Origin of the sequence: Amycolatopsis sp. La24, assembly GCF_029087445.1 — a bacterium.
GTDB classification, from domain to species: domain Bacteria; phylum Actinomycetota; class Actinomycetes; order Mycobacteriales; family Pseudonocardiaceae; genus Amycolatopsis; species Amycolatopsis nivea.
The window spans coordinates 683,294-698,137 of record NZ_JARACH010000001.1; the positions used below are offsets into that span (position 1 = coordinate 683,294).

Sequence of the window (14,844 nt, forward strand, 5' to 3'; positions counted from 1 at the left end):
GACTGCCTCGCTTCGCGCACCGGCCGCAAGCCACCGAGCGCAGGGACCAACGTCACCGGTTGCTTCCGGCGGCGCCTGGCCAGGTGACCTTCGGCCCTAGTCCGCCATTCGTCCGGCGCGCAGCCTGAAGCGGACCGCCGTTCGACGCGGCGGCGGAAACGAGCACCGATGACCGTCCAGCCCTTGACCACCGACCACGAATACCGCCTGCTCTGCGGACTGACCGCCTATCTCGACGCGGTGAGCGCCGCGGCGGGCGTCGGCCCGGAATCCTGCACCATCGATCTCGATTCGCCGATGTCGGCCTACCTCGCGCTCGACGGTCACCTCTCCGTCCATCCCGGACGCGACACCGCGCTGCTGTGGGACGAACGGCACGGCTGGTCGTTCGCCATCGAAACCCATTCCGGCGAGGACCTGATCCTGGTGGCTTGCCTCGGCGGCGAGCTGGTCCCCGCTCCGGCCCGGGTCCGGGAATTCGTCCGCGCGGTCCGCGCCCGGACTCAGCGCACGCCGCCGCCCACGCCGCCGGACCTCACCCAGGGGCGGGCCGACTTGATCGCCCTTCTTCTCGGCTACCGGCAGGAAAGCCCGGCCCGCTAACGCGCGTGACGCGGAGCGGCGTTCTCGCTGAAGTTCCCTTGCCAGCTGGCCCGCGCACCGGAATCGCCGATGCGGTACATGTCGTAGACGGCCGCACCGGCCGCCAAGACCGCGACCACCGCGACGGCTGCCGTGACTTTCGTCGACGCGGGTGCGAGATAAGTCCGACGACCCGCGACGGGCGAATCGTCGGTATCCGCCGACAAACGGGTGTTTTCCCGTTCCCGCCACCACACCAGAAGCGCGAGCACAGCGACCGGGATCGCGACCCAGAGCGCCGTGTCGCCCAGTTCGGTGTGGTCGCGCAGCAACGGTGTCTGCGCGACCCGGCGTTCAAGCCACTCCCCGGCGTTCGTGGTGATCGGGACCAGAATCACCACGACCACGGCCAGCACGGCGTTCGGACCGGCGAGCTTGCCGCGCGCTTTAGGCCAGACGCTGCTCAACACCAGCAGCAGTGCGCTCAACGGCAGCAGCACGACGATCGCGTGCACGAGCAGGATGTGGGCCGGCAGGCCGTTGACGGTCGTCATGGCGTCCTTAACGTGGTGCGGGTTCGAGAGCGCGCGCTGAACACCCAGCGGCACGACGGTGAGGCTAAGCCAAGAATCCCGGCTTGTCCCCGCGTGGGCGAGGCGGTCACAGTGCGGGTCGGGCAAGCGGCTACAAGCTGCCGCACATCGGACAGTGCCCCATCGACGAATACCCCCGGGGGCATAACCGATGCCCCCGGGGGTATGGTGGATCCCGAGGAAAGGAGCCGCCATGGAGCTGGGTTTGTCCCGTACCTACCGAGACGCGGGTTTCGACGACGTGATGGCCAAGACGCGAACCGCGCTCGCGGACGCCGGTTTCGGCGTGCTGACCGAGACCGACGTGCAGGCGACGATGCGCGAGAAGCTGGACGAGCGGATGGAGCGCTACACCATCCTCGGCGCGTGCAATCCCCCGCTCGCCCACCGCGCGCTGACGGCGACCCGCGAGATCGGATTGCTGTTGCCCTGCAACGTGGTGGTCCGCGAGAACGGGGCCGAGGGCACGGTCGTCGAGGCGATCAACCCCGCCGTCATGGCCGAGGTCGCGCCGGAGGCAGGCGTCGCCGACGTTGCCGCGGAGGCCGCCGAGCGGCTCGAATCCGCACTCGACGCGCTCGATCGGGAGCTGACATGACCGACGTGGTGCTCTACGGCGACCCGGTCTGCCCGTTCGCCTGGCTCGCCTACCGCTGGCTCGCCGACACGGGCGCGGAATTCTCCGTGCGGCCGATGAGCCTCGCCGTGCTCAACGAGGGCAACACCGTCGCGGAAGGCCACCGTCAGCGGGTCGAGGACTCGCTGCACGCGGGCCGGGTCCGCGCCGCGATCGCGGACCCGGCCGCCGCCGCTCGGTTCCACGTCGCACTCGGCCGCCGGATTCACGAGCAGCGGCAGCCGCTGGACAGCGCGCTGCTTCGCGCGGCCTTGCGCGACGCGGAATTGCCGGAAGACCTTGCCCAGCAAGCGAATTCCACCGACGCGGACCCGTCCGTCCGCCGTGCGCACCAGGAGAGCCAGGACGCGCTCGGCGAAACCGGCGGAAGCCCGATCACCGCGATCGACGGCCGGGCGTTCTTCGGCCCGGTGCTCACCGAACTGCCCGCCCCGGCCGAGGGGCGCAGCTTGCTCGACGCCCTGCGCACGACCGCCGCGGTCCCGGCGTTCGCCGAATTCCGCCGTCCGCGCACCGGCGCTCCGACGATCCCGGAAGGATGACCGTGTGCCGTCCCGTCGCGTGCCGCACCTGCGGCAAAACCACGTGGGCCGGATGCGGCCAGCACGTCGACCAGGTCAAGGCGACCGTCCCGGCCGGACAGTGGTGCCCGGGGCATCCCGCCGAACCGCGTCCGCGCCGGTCGTGGCCGTGGCGCAAGAACCGTTCCTGACCACTCGTGACTTCCACCGGCCAACCAGGGAGAGACCAGCCATGATCGGCGACCAGGACACCGTCACCCAGGTCCGCAACCGGCTCCGCCGCGCGCAGGGCCAGCTCGCCGGGGTCATCGCGATGATCGACGAGGGGCGCGACTGCAAGGACGTGGTCACCCAGCTCGCCGCGGTTTCCCGCGCGCTCGACCGGGCCGGGTTCAAGATCATCGCGAGCGGCCTGCGCGACTGCGTCTCCGCCGACAGCGAAGGCAACGAGGCCGCCATGACCGAGGAACAGCTGGAGAAGCTCTTCCTCACGCTCGCCTGATCCGGATCGCCGAGACCAGGAAGAAGATCCCGCCCAGCACCGCGTACCCGGCCACGGTGGCCAGCGACGGGTTCGGCGCGCCCGCGCTGAGGATGAAGTTCGCCCCGGCCAGCACCGAGATGCCGCCGCTGAGGATCATCGGCCACTGCCCGCCCATCCTCCGCCTGCCGACGGCCACGATCAGCTGGACAAGACCGGCCACCACCGCCCACGCGCCCCACACCCGCAGCACCGCCGGGACGCCGGACGCGCTGGCGATCGCGAGGCCGATCCCCGCCAGCAGGCTGATCGCGATGTTCACGTACAGCCCGGCGGCACGGGACGAGCGCGCGTCCACGACCGCGGCGGCGACGTCGAACAGCGGATACGCGACGACCAGGACCACCCCGATCGGGCCGACAGCCGTCTTGGACGTGAGGAACAGCAGCGCGGCCCAGACGACGGCGAAGGCGAACCGCACGAAGTACAGGCGACGCAACGCCGGAGCCGTTCCGGCGGGCGAGTCAACGATGGTCACGATGATCCTTCCGAGAGCCCAGAGAGATAGAACGTTCGTTCTCCCTGAGCTTGTCGGCAACCGAGTGGCGGCGTCAACGCCCATCGGTCTTTCAGAAGTGTTACGGGCGCTCCGCGGCGCCGAGGCGATGCCGCAGGATGCCGTCGACGCCCTGGAGGAACGTGTCGCCGACCTCGGCCGAGTCCGTCAGGCAGCCCGAGGCCATCGCACCGTCGCGCAGCATCACGAAATGCCGTGCCGCGGGCTCCGGTGCGGACGTGCCGATCTGCGCGAGCAGGTCCGTGACCGTGCGGAGGAACCACTCGCGGTGCGCCAGGACAGCCTGGTGCACGGCATGTGCAGGGTCCGGATACTCCGCCGCGGCGTTGAGGAACGCGCAGCCCCGGAAGTGCGCCGACTGGATGCTCTCGGCAATCCACTCGGCGACGGCACGCAGGGCGTCGGCCGCGGGTGGATTTCCCGCGAGGACCTTGCCGATCCCCTCGCGCTCCATCTCGGACACACCCTGGAGATACGCGACCACGAGGTCTTCTTTGCCCGGGAAATGCCGGTACAGCGTGGCCCGGGTGACCTTCGCCTCCGCCACGATCCGGTCGACGCCCACCGAGTGGAGGCCCTCGGCGTAAAAGATCCGGGTGGCCGTCGCGAGCAGCCTCGACCTCGCTTCGGACACCCGGATCTTCTGCACCACAAACCCCACGCTAGCAGAGAGAACGGTCTGTCTTATCCGGTCAGATGGTCGCCGATCTGGGCGAACACCGCTTCCAGCGCCGGCACCGGAACGGACGGCGACATCACGTGCGAGCCGTAGTGGGCGATCACCAGCTCCCGTCCCGGACTGACCTGCAGCCGCTGCCCGTGGATGCCGCGCGCGCCGAACGTGCCGTGGCCGTCGCCGGGGACCCACCAGAAATTGTGGTACTCGATCGGCCGCGCGGCACCGGTCGGCAGAGCGCGCTGAGCGGGTCCCGGCGGCACGTTGGTCAGGTCGGCGACGACGCGTTCCGGCACGAGCTGCCGGTCACCGACCGTCCCGCCGCGGCGCAGCATCTCCCCTACCCGGACCAGATCGCGCAATGTCGCGCTGTAGCGGCCGCACGCGATCTCCGTCCCGGTGGAGTCCAGGCAGTACGCGCCGTCCTCCTCCGCGCCCAGCCGGGCCCAGACCCGTTCGCTCCACAGATCGGCGAGGCTGACCCCGGTGACGCGGCGAAGGGCTTCGGCGACGGCCTCGGTGTTGCCGTTGTCGTAGCGGAATTCGGTTCCCGGCGGTGCGACGGCCCGCGCGGTAGCCAGATGTTCCTTGACGCTCGTGGGTCCGGTGAACCCGGCCGGACGGGGAACGATGCCGACCGCGGCGAAATACCGTTGCGCTTCAAGGGGTTTGCAGAATGGCCGACCGCCGTAGTCCATGACGGTGCCCATGTGCAGCAGGTGGTGGATCGTGGCGTCGCCGAACGCCGTGCCGCCGAGTTCGGGCGCGTAGTGGGACAACGGCTGATCGGCGTCAAGCACGCCTTCGTCGATGAGCAGCGCGGCGAGCAGCCCGGTCCACGACTTCGCCACCGACGCGGACAGGTGCACGTCGTGGGGCCGCATGCCGTGGAAGTACCGCTCGTAGACGATCTTTCCCCGGTGCGCCACCAGGATCGCGTCGGTCTCCGCGGCGGCGAGGAATTCGGTGAGCTTGACGGCCGGGTCCCCGGTCCTCGGGGTGACGAGCAGGTTGTCCAGGTCGTCGTGGTCCTCGGGCAGGTCCCAGCGCGGGCCCGAGCCGCGCCACACCCGCCGGGTCGGGCCGGTTTCCCTGGCGCGGGTCATGCCGAGGCGGACGAACGCCGGGTCGACGTAACCGCGGCTCCAGTAAGCGTTGTCCACAGTGTACGGATTGGTCACGGTTTCTCCTTGGCTGCGGCGAGTGCCGCGATGCGCCGGGCGTCGCGTTCCGGACGGACGAAGAACAGGGCGGCCAGCCCGCCCGCCATCATCAGGACTCCGGGAATGGCGAAGGCGGTCGCGAATCCGGCAGCCGGCCCGTCCGCGGCCTCGACCAGCCTGCCGGTGACGTAGGGCGCGAGCAGTCCGGCGATGGTGACCAGCGCGACGCTGACCGACAGCACCGCGCCGCGCTGAGCGGGCGGGCTGATCTCGCTGTTGACCGTCTGGCCGTTGGCGAAGGTGACGCCGTGGAAGCTGAACGCGACCGCGATGAGCACGATCCGCAGCGCGGGCTGCGTGACCGTCGGCAGCAGCACCATCGCCAAGCCCGCCAGGATCAGCACGCACCCGCCGAGAATGCCGCGGGCGATCCGGCTGGGCACGCCGAGGTGCAGCAGCCACTGGGTGATCGCGCCGTGCGCGAAGGTCAGGATCAGCCCGGCCAGCCACGGAATCGTCGCGATCGCCGCCGCCTCGCCGGTGCTGTAGCCCAGCGCGGTTTCCAGGTAGGTGGGCAGCCAGGCGACCATCAGCGTGGAAGTCCAGTACGCGCCGAACGCTCCGGTGAACCCGCCGAGCCACGTTCCGGAGAGCAGGATCCGCCGGTACGGGACGCGGGCGGCCGGGACCGGGGCCGCGCCGGCCGGGGCGCGGTCGACCGGGCCGTCGCGGCCGATCACCAGCCACAGCACGCACCACACGCAGCCGACCAGGAACATCGCCAGGAACGCGGCCCGCCAGCCGAAGTGCACGATCACCACGGTGAGCAGCGGGGTCGCGATCGCCCCGCCCAGCGCGCCGCCGCCGACGATCAGCGCGCTCGGGATGTTGCGTTTGGCGTTGGGGAACCAGCTGTGCGCGGCGTGCAGCGCCATCGGCTGCGCCGGTCCTTCGGCGGCGCCGAGCGCGATCCGGCTCACCAGCAACAGCCCGATCCCGCTCGCGGCGACAACCGAAACCTGCGTGACCGCCCAGACCAGCGCGAGCACCAGCAGGATCCACCGGGTCGAAATCCGGCTCGACGCGAGGCCGACCGCCAGCGCGCACACGCTGAACAGGAAGAAGAACGAACTCGACAGCAACCCGTACTGCGACGGGCTCAGCCCGAACTCGTGCATGATCGGGCGCGCGGCCAGCCCGAGGACGGTCTTGTCGCCGTAGTTGATCAGCATGAACAGCAGCAGCATGCCCACCACCGACCAGCGGCGCAGCCAAGTGCTCCCCGCGGCCCCGTCCGCCGGCGCGGCCGGACGCGGCCGGGTCCCGGCGGGCTTCACCGCTGCGTCCCGGACGGCTGGAGCAGGGCTTTGGCGATGCCGTTCTTCTGGATCTCCGACGATCCGGTCAGCACGCGGAACATCCGCAGCCGCCGGAACAGCCACTCCACCTCGGCCCCGCGCACGAGCCCGGCCTTGCCGTGGATCTGCACCGCTTCGTCCGCGATGCGGAAGGCGTTCTCCGCCACGAACAGTTTGCACATGAACGCCTCCGTGCTCGGCTTGCTCCCGGAGTCCAATTCGGACAGTGCGTCGTACGTCATCGCGCGGGCCGCGTAGTACGCGGTGGCCATATCGGCGATCTTGTGCTGGATCGACTGCAGCGCCGCCAACGGGCCGCCGAACACCTGGCGGGTGCGGGCGAATTCGATGGTGAGTTCCAGCGCGCGACGGGCGTGGCCGAGGACCGTCGGGCAGTGCAGCAGCCGGTTCGTGGTGACCCGGCCGAGCCCGATGCGCAGCCCGTCCCCCACGCTACCAAGCAGTTGCTGCGGGCCGACGTAGCAGTTGTCGAGGATGATGTCGGACTCGACGTGCTGGCCGGACATCGGAACCTCGCCGTCGGCGACCGTGCAGCCCGGCGAATCCAGGTCGACCAGGAAGGCCGAGTAGCTCTCGTCCTCCCCCGCCATCCGGGCGACCAGCACGGAGAAGTCCGCGATCGGGCCCGCCGAGGAGAACACCTTGTGGCCGCTGATCCGCCAGCCGTCGCCGTCCGGGGTCGCCGTGGTGCGCATCGCCCGCACGTCCGAACCGGCATTGGTTTCGGTGAGCGAGAAACAGCACGCGCGTTCCCCACGGACGACCGGCAGCAGATACCGCTCGCGCTGCTCCTCGGTCGCCGTCGTGAAGATCGCGCCGGCGCGCAGCGGGCCGCCGAAGTCGCCGAGGACGCAGTGGTAGAGGATCCGGCCGGACGCGCCGACCTCCTCCTTGAGCGCGGCCAGTTCGGTGTAGCTCAGGTCGAGGCCGCCGTACTCGCTGGGCAGGTGGACGCCGTAGAAACCCAGTTCGCGGCAGCGTTTCCACACCGGCTCGATCATGGCCCGGGTCAGCGGGGTCTCCGGGGTCAGCCCGAGCGTGGCCTCGTAGTCGGCGAGTTCGCCCGCCAGGTATTCGCGCAGCCGGCCGACGAGTTCCGCGAGCCGCGGGTTGTCGTCGTAGGCCGGGGTGAGGGTGAAGGACATGCGGGGCCTCCTCAGTGGACTTTCCGGGCTTCGCCCGCCCAATACCGGTCCCGCACCGCGCGCCGGTCGATCTTGCCGTTGCGGTTCACCGGGAGTTCGTCGGCGAAATCCACCGAGCGGGGTTTTTTGATGCGCGCCAACCGTTCCGCGCAGAACTCGATCAGTTCCTCGGCGGTCGCGTCGGAACGGCGGACGACGACCGCCTTCACCGCCTCGCCCCAATTCTCGTCGGGCACGCCCACCACGCACGCTTCGGAAACGGCGGGGTGCTCGTAGAGAACGGATTCCACTTCGGTGCAGAAGATGTTGTAGCCGCCGGAAATGATCATGTCCTTCTTGCGGTCCACAATGAACAGATAGCCGTCGGCACGGAGGTAGCCGATGTCGCCGGTGTAGACCCAGCCGTCGCGGAACGTCTCCGCGGACAGGTCCGGTTCGTGCCAGTACTCGGCCACGCAGTCCGGCCCGCGCACCACCACCTCGCCGAGTTCCCCGGCGGGCACCGGACGGCCCTCGTCGTCGACCACCCGGACCTCGGAGTCGAACAACGGCCGCCCGGCCGAGGACAGCAGCTCCGGGTCCTCCTCGATCCCGCGCACCACGTCGGCGCAGGTCAGCACCGTGACGCCGCTGGTGGTCTCGCCCTGGCCGTACCCCTGCATCACCACCGGGCCGAACGCCGCGACCGCGTCGCGCAACCGCTGCGGCGACACCGGCGCGCCGCCCACCCGCAGGCAGCGAAGCGAGGAGAGGTCGAAATCGCCCAGGCCGGGATGCGACAGCACCATGTTCAGCATCACCGGCACCACGAACGTCGAGGTGATCCGCTCCTTCTCGACCGCTTGCAGAAACTCCACGGCACCGAACCGCGGCAGCACCACCGCGGTCGCCCCGCGGGAAAAGGCCGCCAGCAAACCCATTCCGGTGGCGTGCGTGATCGGACCAGCCGCGAGATAGCGCTCCGCCGCGGACGGCGCGCCTTCCGGGCTCATCAGCCGCTTGCGCATGTTCGCCAGCCGGTTCCCGTTCGTCTGCACCGCGGCCTTGAGCTTCCCGGTGGACCCGGAAGTGAAGTGCAGAACCGACGGGTCGTCCGCGCTCACCTCGACCGCGACCGGCTCCGGCGACCCCGCCGCCAGCACGTCGGCATAGGAGCGGGCATCCGGCGTGCGGCTGTCGTAATCGATCAGCGCGCACGACGTCCCGACCGCCGCCTTCTGTGCCGCTTCGGCGTGCTCGGCGTCGATCAGCAGCACCCGCACGTCCGCGTCCGCCAGGATGTGCTCGACCTCGCCCGCGGACAGCCGCGCGCTGATCGGCACGCGCAGGAAACCGCCCTTGTAGCAAGCGATCTCGGTCTCGACCAGCTCCGCGCTGTTGCCGGAGAAGGTGGCGACCGCCTGCCCGGGCTCGACGCCGGACGCGAGCAGCGCGGACGCCAGCCGGTTCGTCCGCTCCTCCATCTCGCGGTAGGACCACCGCCGCTCCCCGCACACCAGCGCCTGCTGATCGGGCCAGAACGTGCTGGCACGGGTGACATAGCTGCCCAGGTTCACGCCGACTCCCTGTTTTCCGTCAGATTGACCAATGCTGAACACTGTGTCTATTAACAGTCGCGGTGTCAACAGTTCGCTACACTCGGGCCGGCAACGACTGAAGGGGGCCCCTTGCCGACGACTGACCGACGGACCCGCCGCACCCGCGGGCTGCTCCGCGACGCGCTGGTGTCGCTGGTGCTCGAACGCGGATACGCCAACGTGACGGTGGAGGACATCACCGAACGGGCCGATCTGGGCCGCGCGACGTTCTACAGCCACTACCCGGACAAGGACGCCCTGCTGCGGCACGTCGTCACCGAACTCCAGGAGGAACTGGACGAACGGCTGCGCCCGCTGGTCCCGGCGTCCTCAGTGGGCTTCACCGGCAAACCGGCGCTGGAACTGTTCCGCCACGCCCGCGAGAACCGGGACCTGTACCTGCTCATCCTGCGCGGCGAGGGCGACGGCCGGGCGCTCCGGCAGTTCACCGACGCGCGCATCGACGCGGTGTGCTCGGTGTTCAAGTCCCGGGCCGACCACCACGACGTCAAGCCCCGCATCGACCTCGGCGTGCTGGCCAGGGCGTGGGTCGGGGAACAGCTGGCCGTCCTGCGCTGGTGGCTGGAAACGGACCCGGCGCCGATGTCGGCGGAAGAGGCCACCGGGATGCTGCAGAACCTTTCGCTGCGCGGCCGTTACTGGGCGAACGGTTTCGAGGGAGACCCGCCGGATCCCGCGCCTACCGGGGCGGATTCAGCGGAGCACTAACGCTTACTCGGCCGCGATTTTGGCCCACCGCCGGGTAAGCCGACGGCAAGCTTCCCCGAGTTCCACCGGCCGGACCTCAGTCATTTCGGCATCGAAAGTGGCCAGAATCCCGGCGATCCCGGCCCACGACCAAGCGCCGAGCGTGAGCCGCGAATGCTGGCCGTCGAGGTGTTCGACGACCGACCCGCCCGGCGCCCAGCGGGCGACTACATCCGCCGGGAGGTTGAGCCGGGCGGAGCCGGTGCACGGCCACTCCTCCGGGCTGTCGCCGCGGTCGTGCGTGCTCATCACGAACTGGGCCAGGTCGTCGGCCGGGAGCTCGCGGGCGGCGAACCGCGCCGTGGTCGGCCGGGGACGCAGCCGGTCGACCCGGTGCACTCGCCATTGGCTGTCGGTGCGGTCGTACGCGACCAGGTACCACCGCGCGGCCCAGACGACCAAGTGGTGCGGCTCGATCCGGTGGGCAGGCTGGAAGCCGGCGTCACCGGGATGGGGTCGGCTGCCGTCCGGGCGCAGAATTTCGGCGATGAGCACGCGACGGCGGCGCACCGCGGTTCCGACGGCGGTGAGCGCCTCCGGATCGATCGGCGGTCCGGGAAACTCCCAGTAGTTGCGCAGCCGGGTCAGGCGCAGGGATTCCATCGAGGCCCGGAGGGCAGGCGGCATGACCTGGTGCAGCGTCGCCAGCGCGCGGGAAGCGTCGTCGCCCAACCCGAACATCGTGCTGGGCGCGGTCTGCAGCGCAACTGCCACCGCGAGGGCCTGGTCGTGGTCGAACAGCAACGGCGGCAACGTGTTTCCGCTGCCGAGACGGTAGCCGCCGTCGGGACCGTGCACGGTCGCGATCGAGTAGTCGAGCCCGCGCAGGGTTTCGATGTCACGGCGGACGGTGCGTTCGCTCGCCTCGAGCCGCGCGGCGAGTTCGCGCAGCGGCCACACCCGTCCGGAGCCGAGCAGAGACAGCAACCGGAGCGCGCGGTGCGAGGTGTTCGCCATCTCCTCATCATGTAGTGGCCACTCAATGTCCAGTACTCCGGGCAAGGTCGGTTCCGTTCCAGGAAGAGCGGAAGGACAGACATGCGAGTAGCGGTAGTCGGCGGCGGAATCGGCGGGCTGGCACTGGGCGCGGGCTTGCGCCGCCGGGGATTCGAGGTGACGGTGTTCGACCGCGACACCGACGTGACCGCGACCGGCGGTTACCACCTCACGCTGGACGACCGGGCGCAATCCGCGCTGACGGAATTGGTGGAACCGAAGATCATGCAGCGGTTGCTCGCGTCCGGCTCGGCGCTGCGGCTGCGCGAGCGCGACGCGTTCTGGGACCGCCGCGGCCGGCTTCTCGGGCACGGTCCGGATCTGAGCGACAGCGGCAGCGTGGACATCGACCGGATCACCTTGCGCGCGCTGCTGGCCGAAGCCGTCGGCGACGACTTGCACTTGGGCCGCACGGTGTCCGGTGTCAGCGAGGACGGTCCCCGAGTGTTGTTCGCCGATGCCGCACCCGTCTCAGCAGACCTGGTGGTAGGCGCGGACGGCGCCCATTCGGTGGTCGCCCGGCACTTGGCGGGCGGCCCGACGAACAGTCCGGCAGGCATCATCGGATTCTCCGGCCGCACCCGCCGCGCCGACCTGAGCCCTGCCGAACAGCAACGCTTGCGATCGCGTTCCGGCACCGCCATCGCACCGCACGGGGCTGCTCTCTACGTCGGTTTCCTCGACCCAGTAGGCAATGCCGCGCTTGACGCTCCCGAACTCCGGATGTCCGTCACCACCGGACCGACCTACATCTGGGGCGCGATGCTCCCCGACCCCGCCGGTTCCCTGCGCACCCTGCGCGGCCGCGAACTGCAGACCGCACTCCTGAACAACTTCCGCGAGCGACGCTGGGCCGAGCGGACCCTGGAGGTCATCGCCAAGGCCGACCCGGACAGCGTCGCCGCCTTCCGGTTCAACGCCGCCTCCACCCGGGCCGCCGATCTCGCGCCCTGGCCCGCAGGCCGGATCACCGCCCTTGGCGACGCCGTCCACGCCACCCCGCCCACCGCGGGAATGGGCGCGGGCGCGGCGATTCGCGACGCCGCGAGCCTGGTGAAGCACCTGTCCGAAACCGACCGCAGCACCGCCGTCGAACGGTTCGAAGCCGAGATGCGCCAGCGCGGCAGCGAGGTGCTGACCTTGGCGATGAAGACGGTCAAATGGATCCTCGCCACGAACACCCCGCTCGGGGCCGCAGCAACCGCCGTTCTGACACCGCTCATGGCCGCGGCCGTCCGGCTGCGCCGCTGACCGCATCCGCGAACGCCCAGTTCTAGTGTTGCGCCTCCTCGCGAAGGAGCCGCACCGCCTTCGGACCCACGCCGTGCAGTGCGAGCAACTCCGCGTCGGTCCACTCGGCGGTCTGCGCCAGAGTCGTGATCCCCGCACCGTGCAGGGCCCGGGTGGCCGGGCTGCCGATCGCCTTCGGCAAGTCCCCCACCTCCCCGGCCACGGCGGTCCCGGCCGCAGCCACCGGGGCCGCCAGGCGCTTCGGTGCCCGGGCCAGCCACGCGCGGCGCACCCAGTGGTTGAGCTGCTGCCCGTTGAGGTCCCCGATCGGCAACCGGGCCCCCGCCCTGGCGACGCGGCGGGCGGTCGGGTGGGCGGCGCGCAGTTCGTCCACATCGGACGGGGTCATCCGGAGCACGACCTGCCGATCCGGTCGCAGGGCGGCGAATTCCTTGCCCTGCACCGTGAACGCGACCGTGCCGTCAACGGCCAGCTCGGCCGTCTCCGGGTAGGACAGGGCGGTTCTGCGGAGCTGCGCCGGTGTCGTCATGGCCCCAGGCTGGCACGACTGGGCCGCTCAGGCCATTTCGGCGCCTCAGCCGGCCTCGGCCCCGAGGAAGTCGAACACCGCCTCCCGCAGCTCGACCCCCACCAGAGCACCGCGGTGATCCCCCGCGACCTGCCGCAGCCGCGCACCCGGCACCCGCGCCACGAGCTGCTCGATCCCGTGCGCCATGAAGTCCTGCCGCCCGGCGAGGAACAACGTCGGCACCTGCGGAACCCCCGCCCCCGGATCGAACGGTTCGCTAGCCAACCCTTCGACGAGATTCAGCAGCGACTCCGCGTCCCCCGCCGCCGCCATCGCCGTGATCGCCCCAGTAAGCGGATCGTCCGGCGCCGGCCCGCCCTGCACGGCCAGCCGCGCCGCCCCGAGATCAACCGCCGCGAACGGTTCCTGCGGACTCAACCCGCCCAACACCAACCGCCGCACGGACACCTTGGGATGCGCCGCGAGATCCCACGCAAGCCGAGCCCCGAGCGAGTACCCGACGACGTCGACCTCTTCCGCACCAGCACATTCCGCCAACGCGTCGACCACCAAGGTCGAGGTCACCTCCTCGGCCTCCGCGACCTTGGGCCCGCCAGGATGCCCCGGCAAATGCACCACAACCGTCTCCCGCCCGGCAGCCGCCAGCGGATCGGCCCAGTACTCCGCAGGCCAATCACACGCGGCCGAGGACGCGAACCCATGAATCAACACAACCGGAGGCCCGGTGACAGGACGACGGGAAAGCGTACGGGTGACCGGAAACGCGGAAGTCATTCTACAATCGTAGACAAAACCCGCCACCTGGTCCAGCGTTAAGTGAGGGCCACCCTCATTGACTCTGATTCCCCCAGGGTTCCCCTCACGACCCGCCCGCCGCCGTACGTGAGGGACCCCTTCACGGACCTAGATTCCCTCAAGGAGCCCTTCACGGCCCGCCGGGATGCGCCCCCAATGCGGCATTGGGTGCATGCGACGCACCGAACGCCACATTGGGTGCATCTGACGCACCCAATGCCACATTGGGGCGCTAACCCCACCCCAACCGCCACCCGCCGAATCCAACCCAGCCACGCACCCACCCCGCGCGCCCGAAACTGCAGCCAATACACCCAGCAATCGAGACACCCGGCCCTCAAAAACCGCAGCCAATAGACCCAACGAGCGAGGCACCCACACCTCCCCCGCACCCCGATACGAAGCCAAAATGCGGTCCGGGGGTGCTTGTCAAGGCATCTTTCCCGCCTTGACAAGCACCCCCGGACCGTCATCACAATCAAGCTTCGGGGTGCCCCACGCAACCGACCGGGCGCAATGTCGCCGCCAGGCGACGAGCCAAAAAGAAGAGAACTCAATCCCCAATCCGAGCCATCAACCCGTCCACATACCCCCGATACCGCTCCGCAACCTCCCCCACCGGATGCATCAAACTAGTCACATTAGCCCCGATGGAAACCGCGATAATCTCATCCGCCAGCACCCCGATCACCGGAGCATCCGAAGCCTCCCCCTTCCCCCGAGCAGCAGCGATCCGCACCGTCAACTCCCCCCGCCAACTATTGAGCAAATCCCGATACTGCCGAGCAAGCTCCGGATTAGCCACGGAATGCTCCCACAACACCAGCAAAACCCGAGCCGATGCGATCTGATGCTCGTCGAACGGAATCGCCGCCTCGACAAACCCCCGCAGCGACTCCATGGGCCCGAGCGAAGGATCCAGTTCGGACATCCGCTGCGAAGTCTCCTGCAGCACGCTCTCGAACGTCGCCGCGATGATGCTGTCCTTGCTGGGGAAGTAATGCTTGAGGGCACCGTTCGCGAACCCGGCCGCGGTCACGATGCTGCGCATCGTGGCAGCCTCGAACCCGCCCTCGATGATCAGCTTTTTGGCGACCTCGACGATCTCCCGTCGTCGCTGATCGTGATCGATGACCTTCGGCATGGTTACAGACTCTAACCCGTATTCTCCCGC

The 14,844-nt window shown here is 69.7% G+C and carries 18 protein-coding genes; 7 read left to right on the forward strand and 11 right to left on the reverse strand.

All coding sequences use genetic code 11. The features are described from left to right. Positions 1-168: 168 nt before the first annotated feature. Positions 169-603 carry a DUF6292 family protein gene (locus PUT80_RS03165; RefSeq protein ID WP_037806385.1) on the forward strand — a complete coding sequence of 145 codons (435 nt, stop codon included), beginning with the start codon at positions 169-171 and terminating at the stop codon, positions 601-603. On the opposite strand, the gene PUT80_RS03170 is transcribed toward PUT80_RS03165, so the two are convergent. Beyond that, a complete protein-coding gene (locus tag PUT80_RS03170; RefSeq protein ID WP_199817160.1) occupies positions 600-1,190 on the reverse strand; it encodes a DUF2231 domain-containing protein in 591 nt (196 codons plus the stop codon). The genes PUT80_RS03165 and PUT80_RS03170 overlap by 4 nt on opposite strands. A gap of 178 nt (positions 1,191-1,368) precedes the next feature. Here PUT80_RS03170 and PUT80_RS03175 point away from each other — a divergent pair, with 178 nt between their 5' ends. The 4 genes from PUT80_RS03175 to PUT80_RS03190 are packed head-to-tail and all read left to right on the forward strand — an operon-like array spanning position 1,369 to position 2,835. Continuing rightward, positions 1,369-1,773: a DUF302 domain-containing protein gene (locus tag PUT80_RS03175; protein ID WP_275291035.1), complete on the forward strand. Its 405-nt coding sequence runs from the start codon at positions 1,369-1,371 to the stop codon at positions 1,771-1,773. Next, positions 1,770-2,354 (forward strand): disulfide bond formation protein DsbA, encoded by a 585-nt coding sequence (locus PUT80_RS03180; RefSeq protein WP_275291036.1) that lies wholly within the window; start codon positions 1,770-1,772, stop codon positions 2,352-2,354. Before PUT80_RS03175 ends, PUT80_RS03180 begins: the two co-directional genes overlap by 4 nt. A gap of 2 nt (positions 2,355-2,356) precedes the next feature. After that, complete coding sequence (locus PUT80_RS03185) at positions 2,357-2,524, forward strand: hypothetical protein (protein ID WP_162836033.1); 168 nt, start codon at positions 2,357-2,359, stop codon at positions 2,522-2,524. 41 nt (positions 2,525-2,565) lie between these two features. Then, a complete protein-coding gene (locus tag PUT80_RS03190; protein ID WP_134732068.1) occupies positions 2,566-2,835 on the forward strand; it encodes a metal-sensitive transcriptional regulator in 270 nt (89 codons plus the stop codon). Here PUT80_RS03190 and PUT80_RS03195 read toward each other — a convergent pair. The 6 genes from PUT80_RS03195 to PUT80_RS03220 form a co-directional block, all read right to left on the reverse strand. Continuing rightward, entirely contained in the window at positions 2,822-3,355 is a 534-nt protein-coding gene (locus tag PUT80_RS03195; protein WP_275291097.1) for a hypothetical protein, read from the reverse strand. The genes PUT80_RS03190 and PUT80_RS03195 overlap by 14 nt on opposite strands. Before the next feature lie 97 nt (positions 3,356-3,452). Beyond that, on the reverse strand, positions 3,453-4,025 hold the full coding sequence (locus tag PUT80_RS03200; RefSeq protein WP_275291098.1) for a TetR/AcrR family transcriptional regulator: 573 nt from the start codon (positions 4,023-4,025) through the stop codon (positions 3,453-3,455). Between the two features lie 50 nt (positions 4,026-4,075). Further along, entirely contained in the window at positions 4,076-5,248 is a 1,173-nt protein-coding gene (locus PUT80_RS03205; RefSeq protein ID WP_275291037.1) for a serine hydrolase, read from the reverse strand. Next, a complete protein-coding gene (locus PUT80_RS03210) occupies positions 5,245-6,567 on the reverse strand; it encodes an MFS transporter (RefSeq protein ID WP_275291038.1) in 1,323 nt (440 codons plus the stop codon). Before PUT80_RS03210 ends, PUT80_RS03205 begins: the two co-directional genes overlap by 4 nt. Further along, on the reverse strand, positions 6,564-7,754 hold the full coding sequence (locus PUT80_RS03215) for an acyl-CoA dehydrogenase family protein (RefSeq protein WP_275291039.1): 1,191 nt from the start codon (positions 7,752-7,754) through the stop codon (positions 6,564-6,566). Before PUT80_RS03215 ends, PUT80_RS03210 begins: the two co-directional genes overlap by 4 nt. An 11-nt stretch (positions 7,755-7,765) precedes the next feature. After that, positions 7,766-9,310, reverse strand: a complete 1,545-nt coding sequence (locus PUT80_RS03220; protein WP_275291040.1) for an AMP-binding protein — start codon at positions 9,308-9,310, stop codon at positions 7,766-7,768. 111 nt (positions 9,311-9,421) lie between these two features. Here PUT80_RS03220 and PUT80_RS03225 point away from each other — a divergent pair, with 111 nt between their 5' ends. Continuing rightward, complete coding sequence (locus PUT80_RS03225) at positions 9,422-10,060, forward strand: TetR/AcrR family transcriptional regulator (RefSeq protein ID WP_037806403.1); 639 nt, start codon at positions 9,422-9,424, stop codon at positions 10,058-10,060. 3 nt (positions 10,061-10,063) lie between these two features. On the opposite strand, the gene PUT80_RS03230 is transcribed toward PUT80_RS03225, so the two are convergent. Beyond that, positions 10,064-11,056, reverse strand: a complete 993-nt coding sequence (locus PUT80_RS03230) for a WYL domain-containing protein (RefSeq protein ID WP_275291041.1) — start codon at positions 11,054-11,056, stop codon at positions 10,064-10,066. 81 nt (positions 11,057-11,137) lie between these two features. On the opposite strand from PUT80_RS03230, the gene PUT80_RS03235 reads away from it, so the two are divergent. Beyond that, on the forward strand, positions 11,138-12,346 hold the full coding sequence (locus PUT80_RS03235) for an FAD-dependent monooxygenase (protein WP_275291042.1): 1,209 nt from the start codon (positions 11,138-11,140) through the stop codon (positions 12,344-12,346). 22 nt (positions 12,347-12,368) lie between these two features. Here PUT80_RS03235 and PUT80_RS03240 read toward each other — a convergent pair whose 3' ends face one another. From PUT80_RS03240 to PUT80_RS03250, 3 genes are all read right to left on the reverse strand, one after another. Next, positions 12,369-12,875: a hypothetical protein gene (locus PUT80_RS03240; protein ID WP_037806409.1), complete on the reverse strand. Its 507-nt coding sequence runs from the start codon at positions 12,873-12,875 to the stop codon at positions 12,369-12,371. A 45-nt stretch (positions 12,876-12,920) separates the two neighbouring features. Next, positions 12,921-13,649: an alpha/beta fold hydrolase gene (locus PUT80_RS03245; RefSeq protein ID WP_275291043.1), complete on the reverse strand. Its 729-nt coding sequence runs from the start codon at positions 13,647-13,649 to the stop codon at positions 12,921-12,923. Between the two features lie 574 nt (positions 13,650-14,223). Further along, on the reverse strand, positions 14,224-14,814 hold the full coding sequence (locus PUT80_RS03250) for a TetR/AcrR family transcriptional regulator (protein WP_275291044.1): 591 nt from the start codon (positions 14,812-14,814) through the stop codon (positions 14,224-14,226). Between the last annotated feature and the right edge of the window lie 30 nt (positions 14,815-14,844).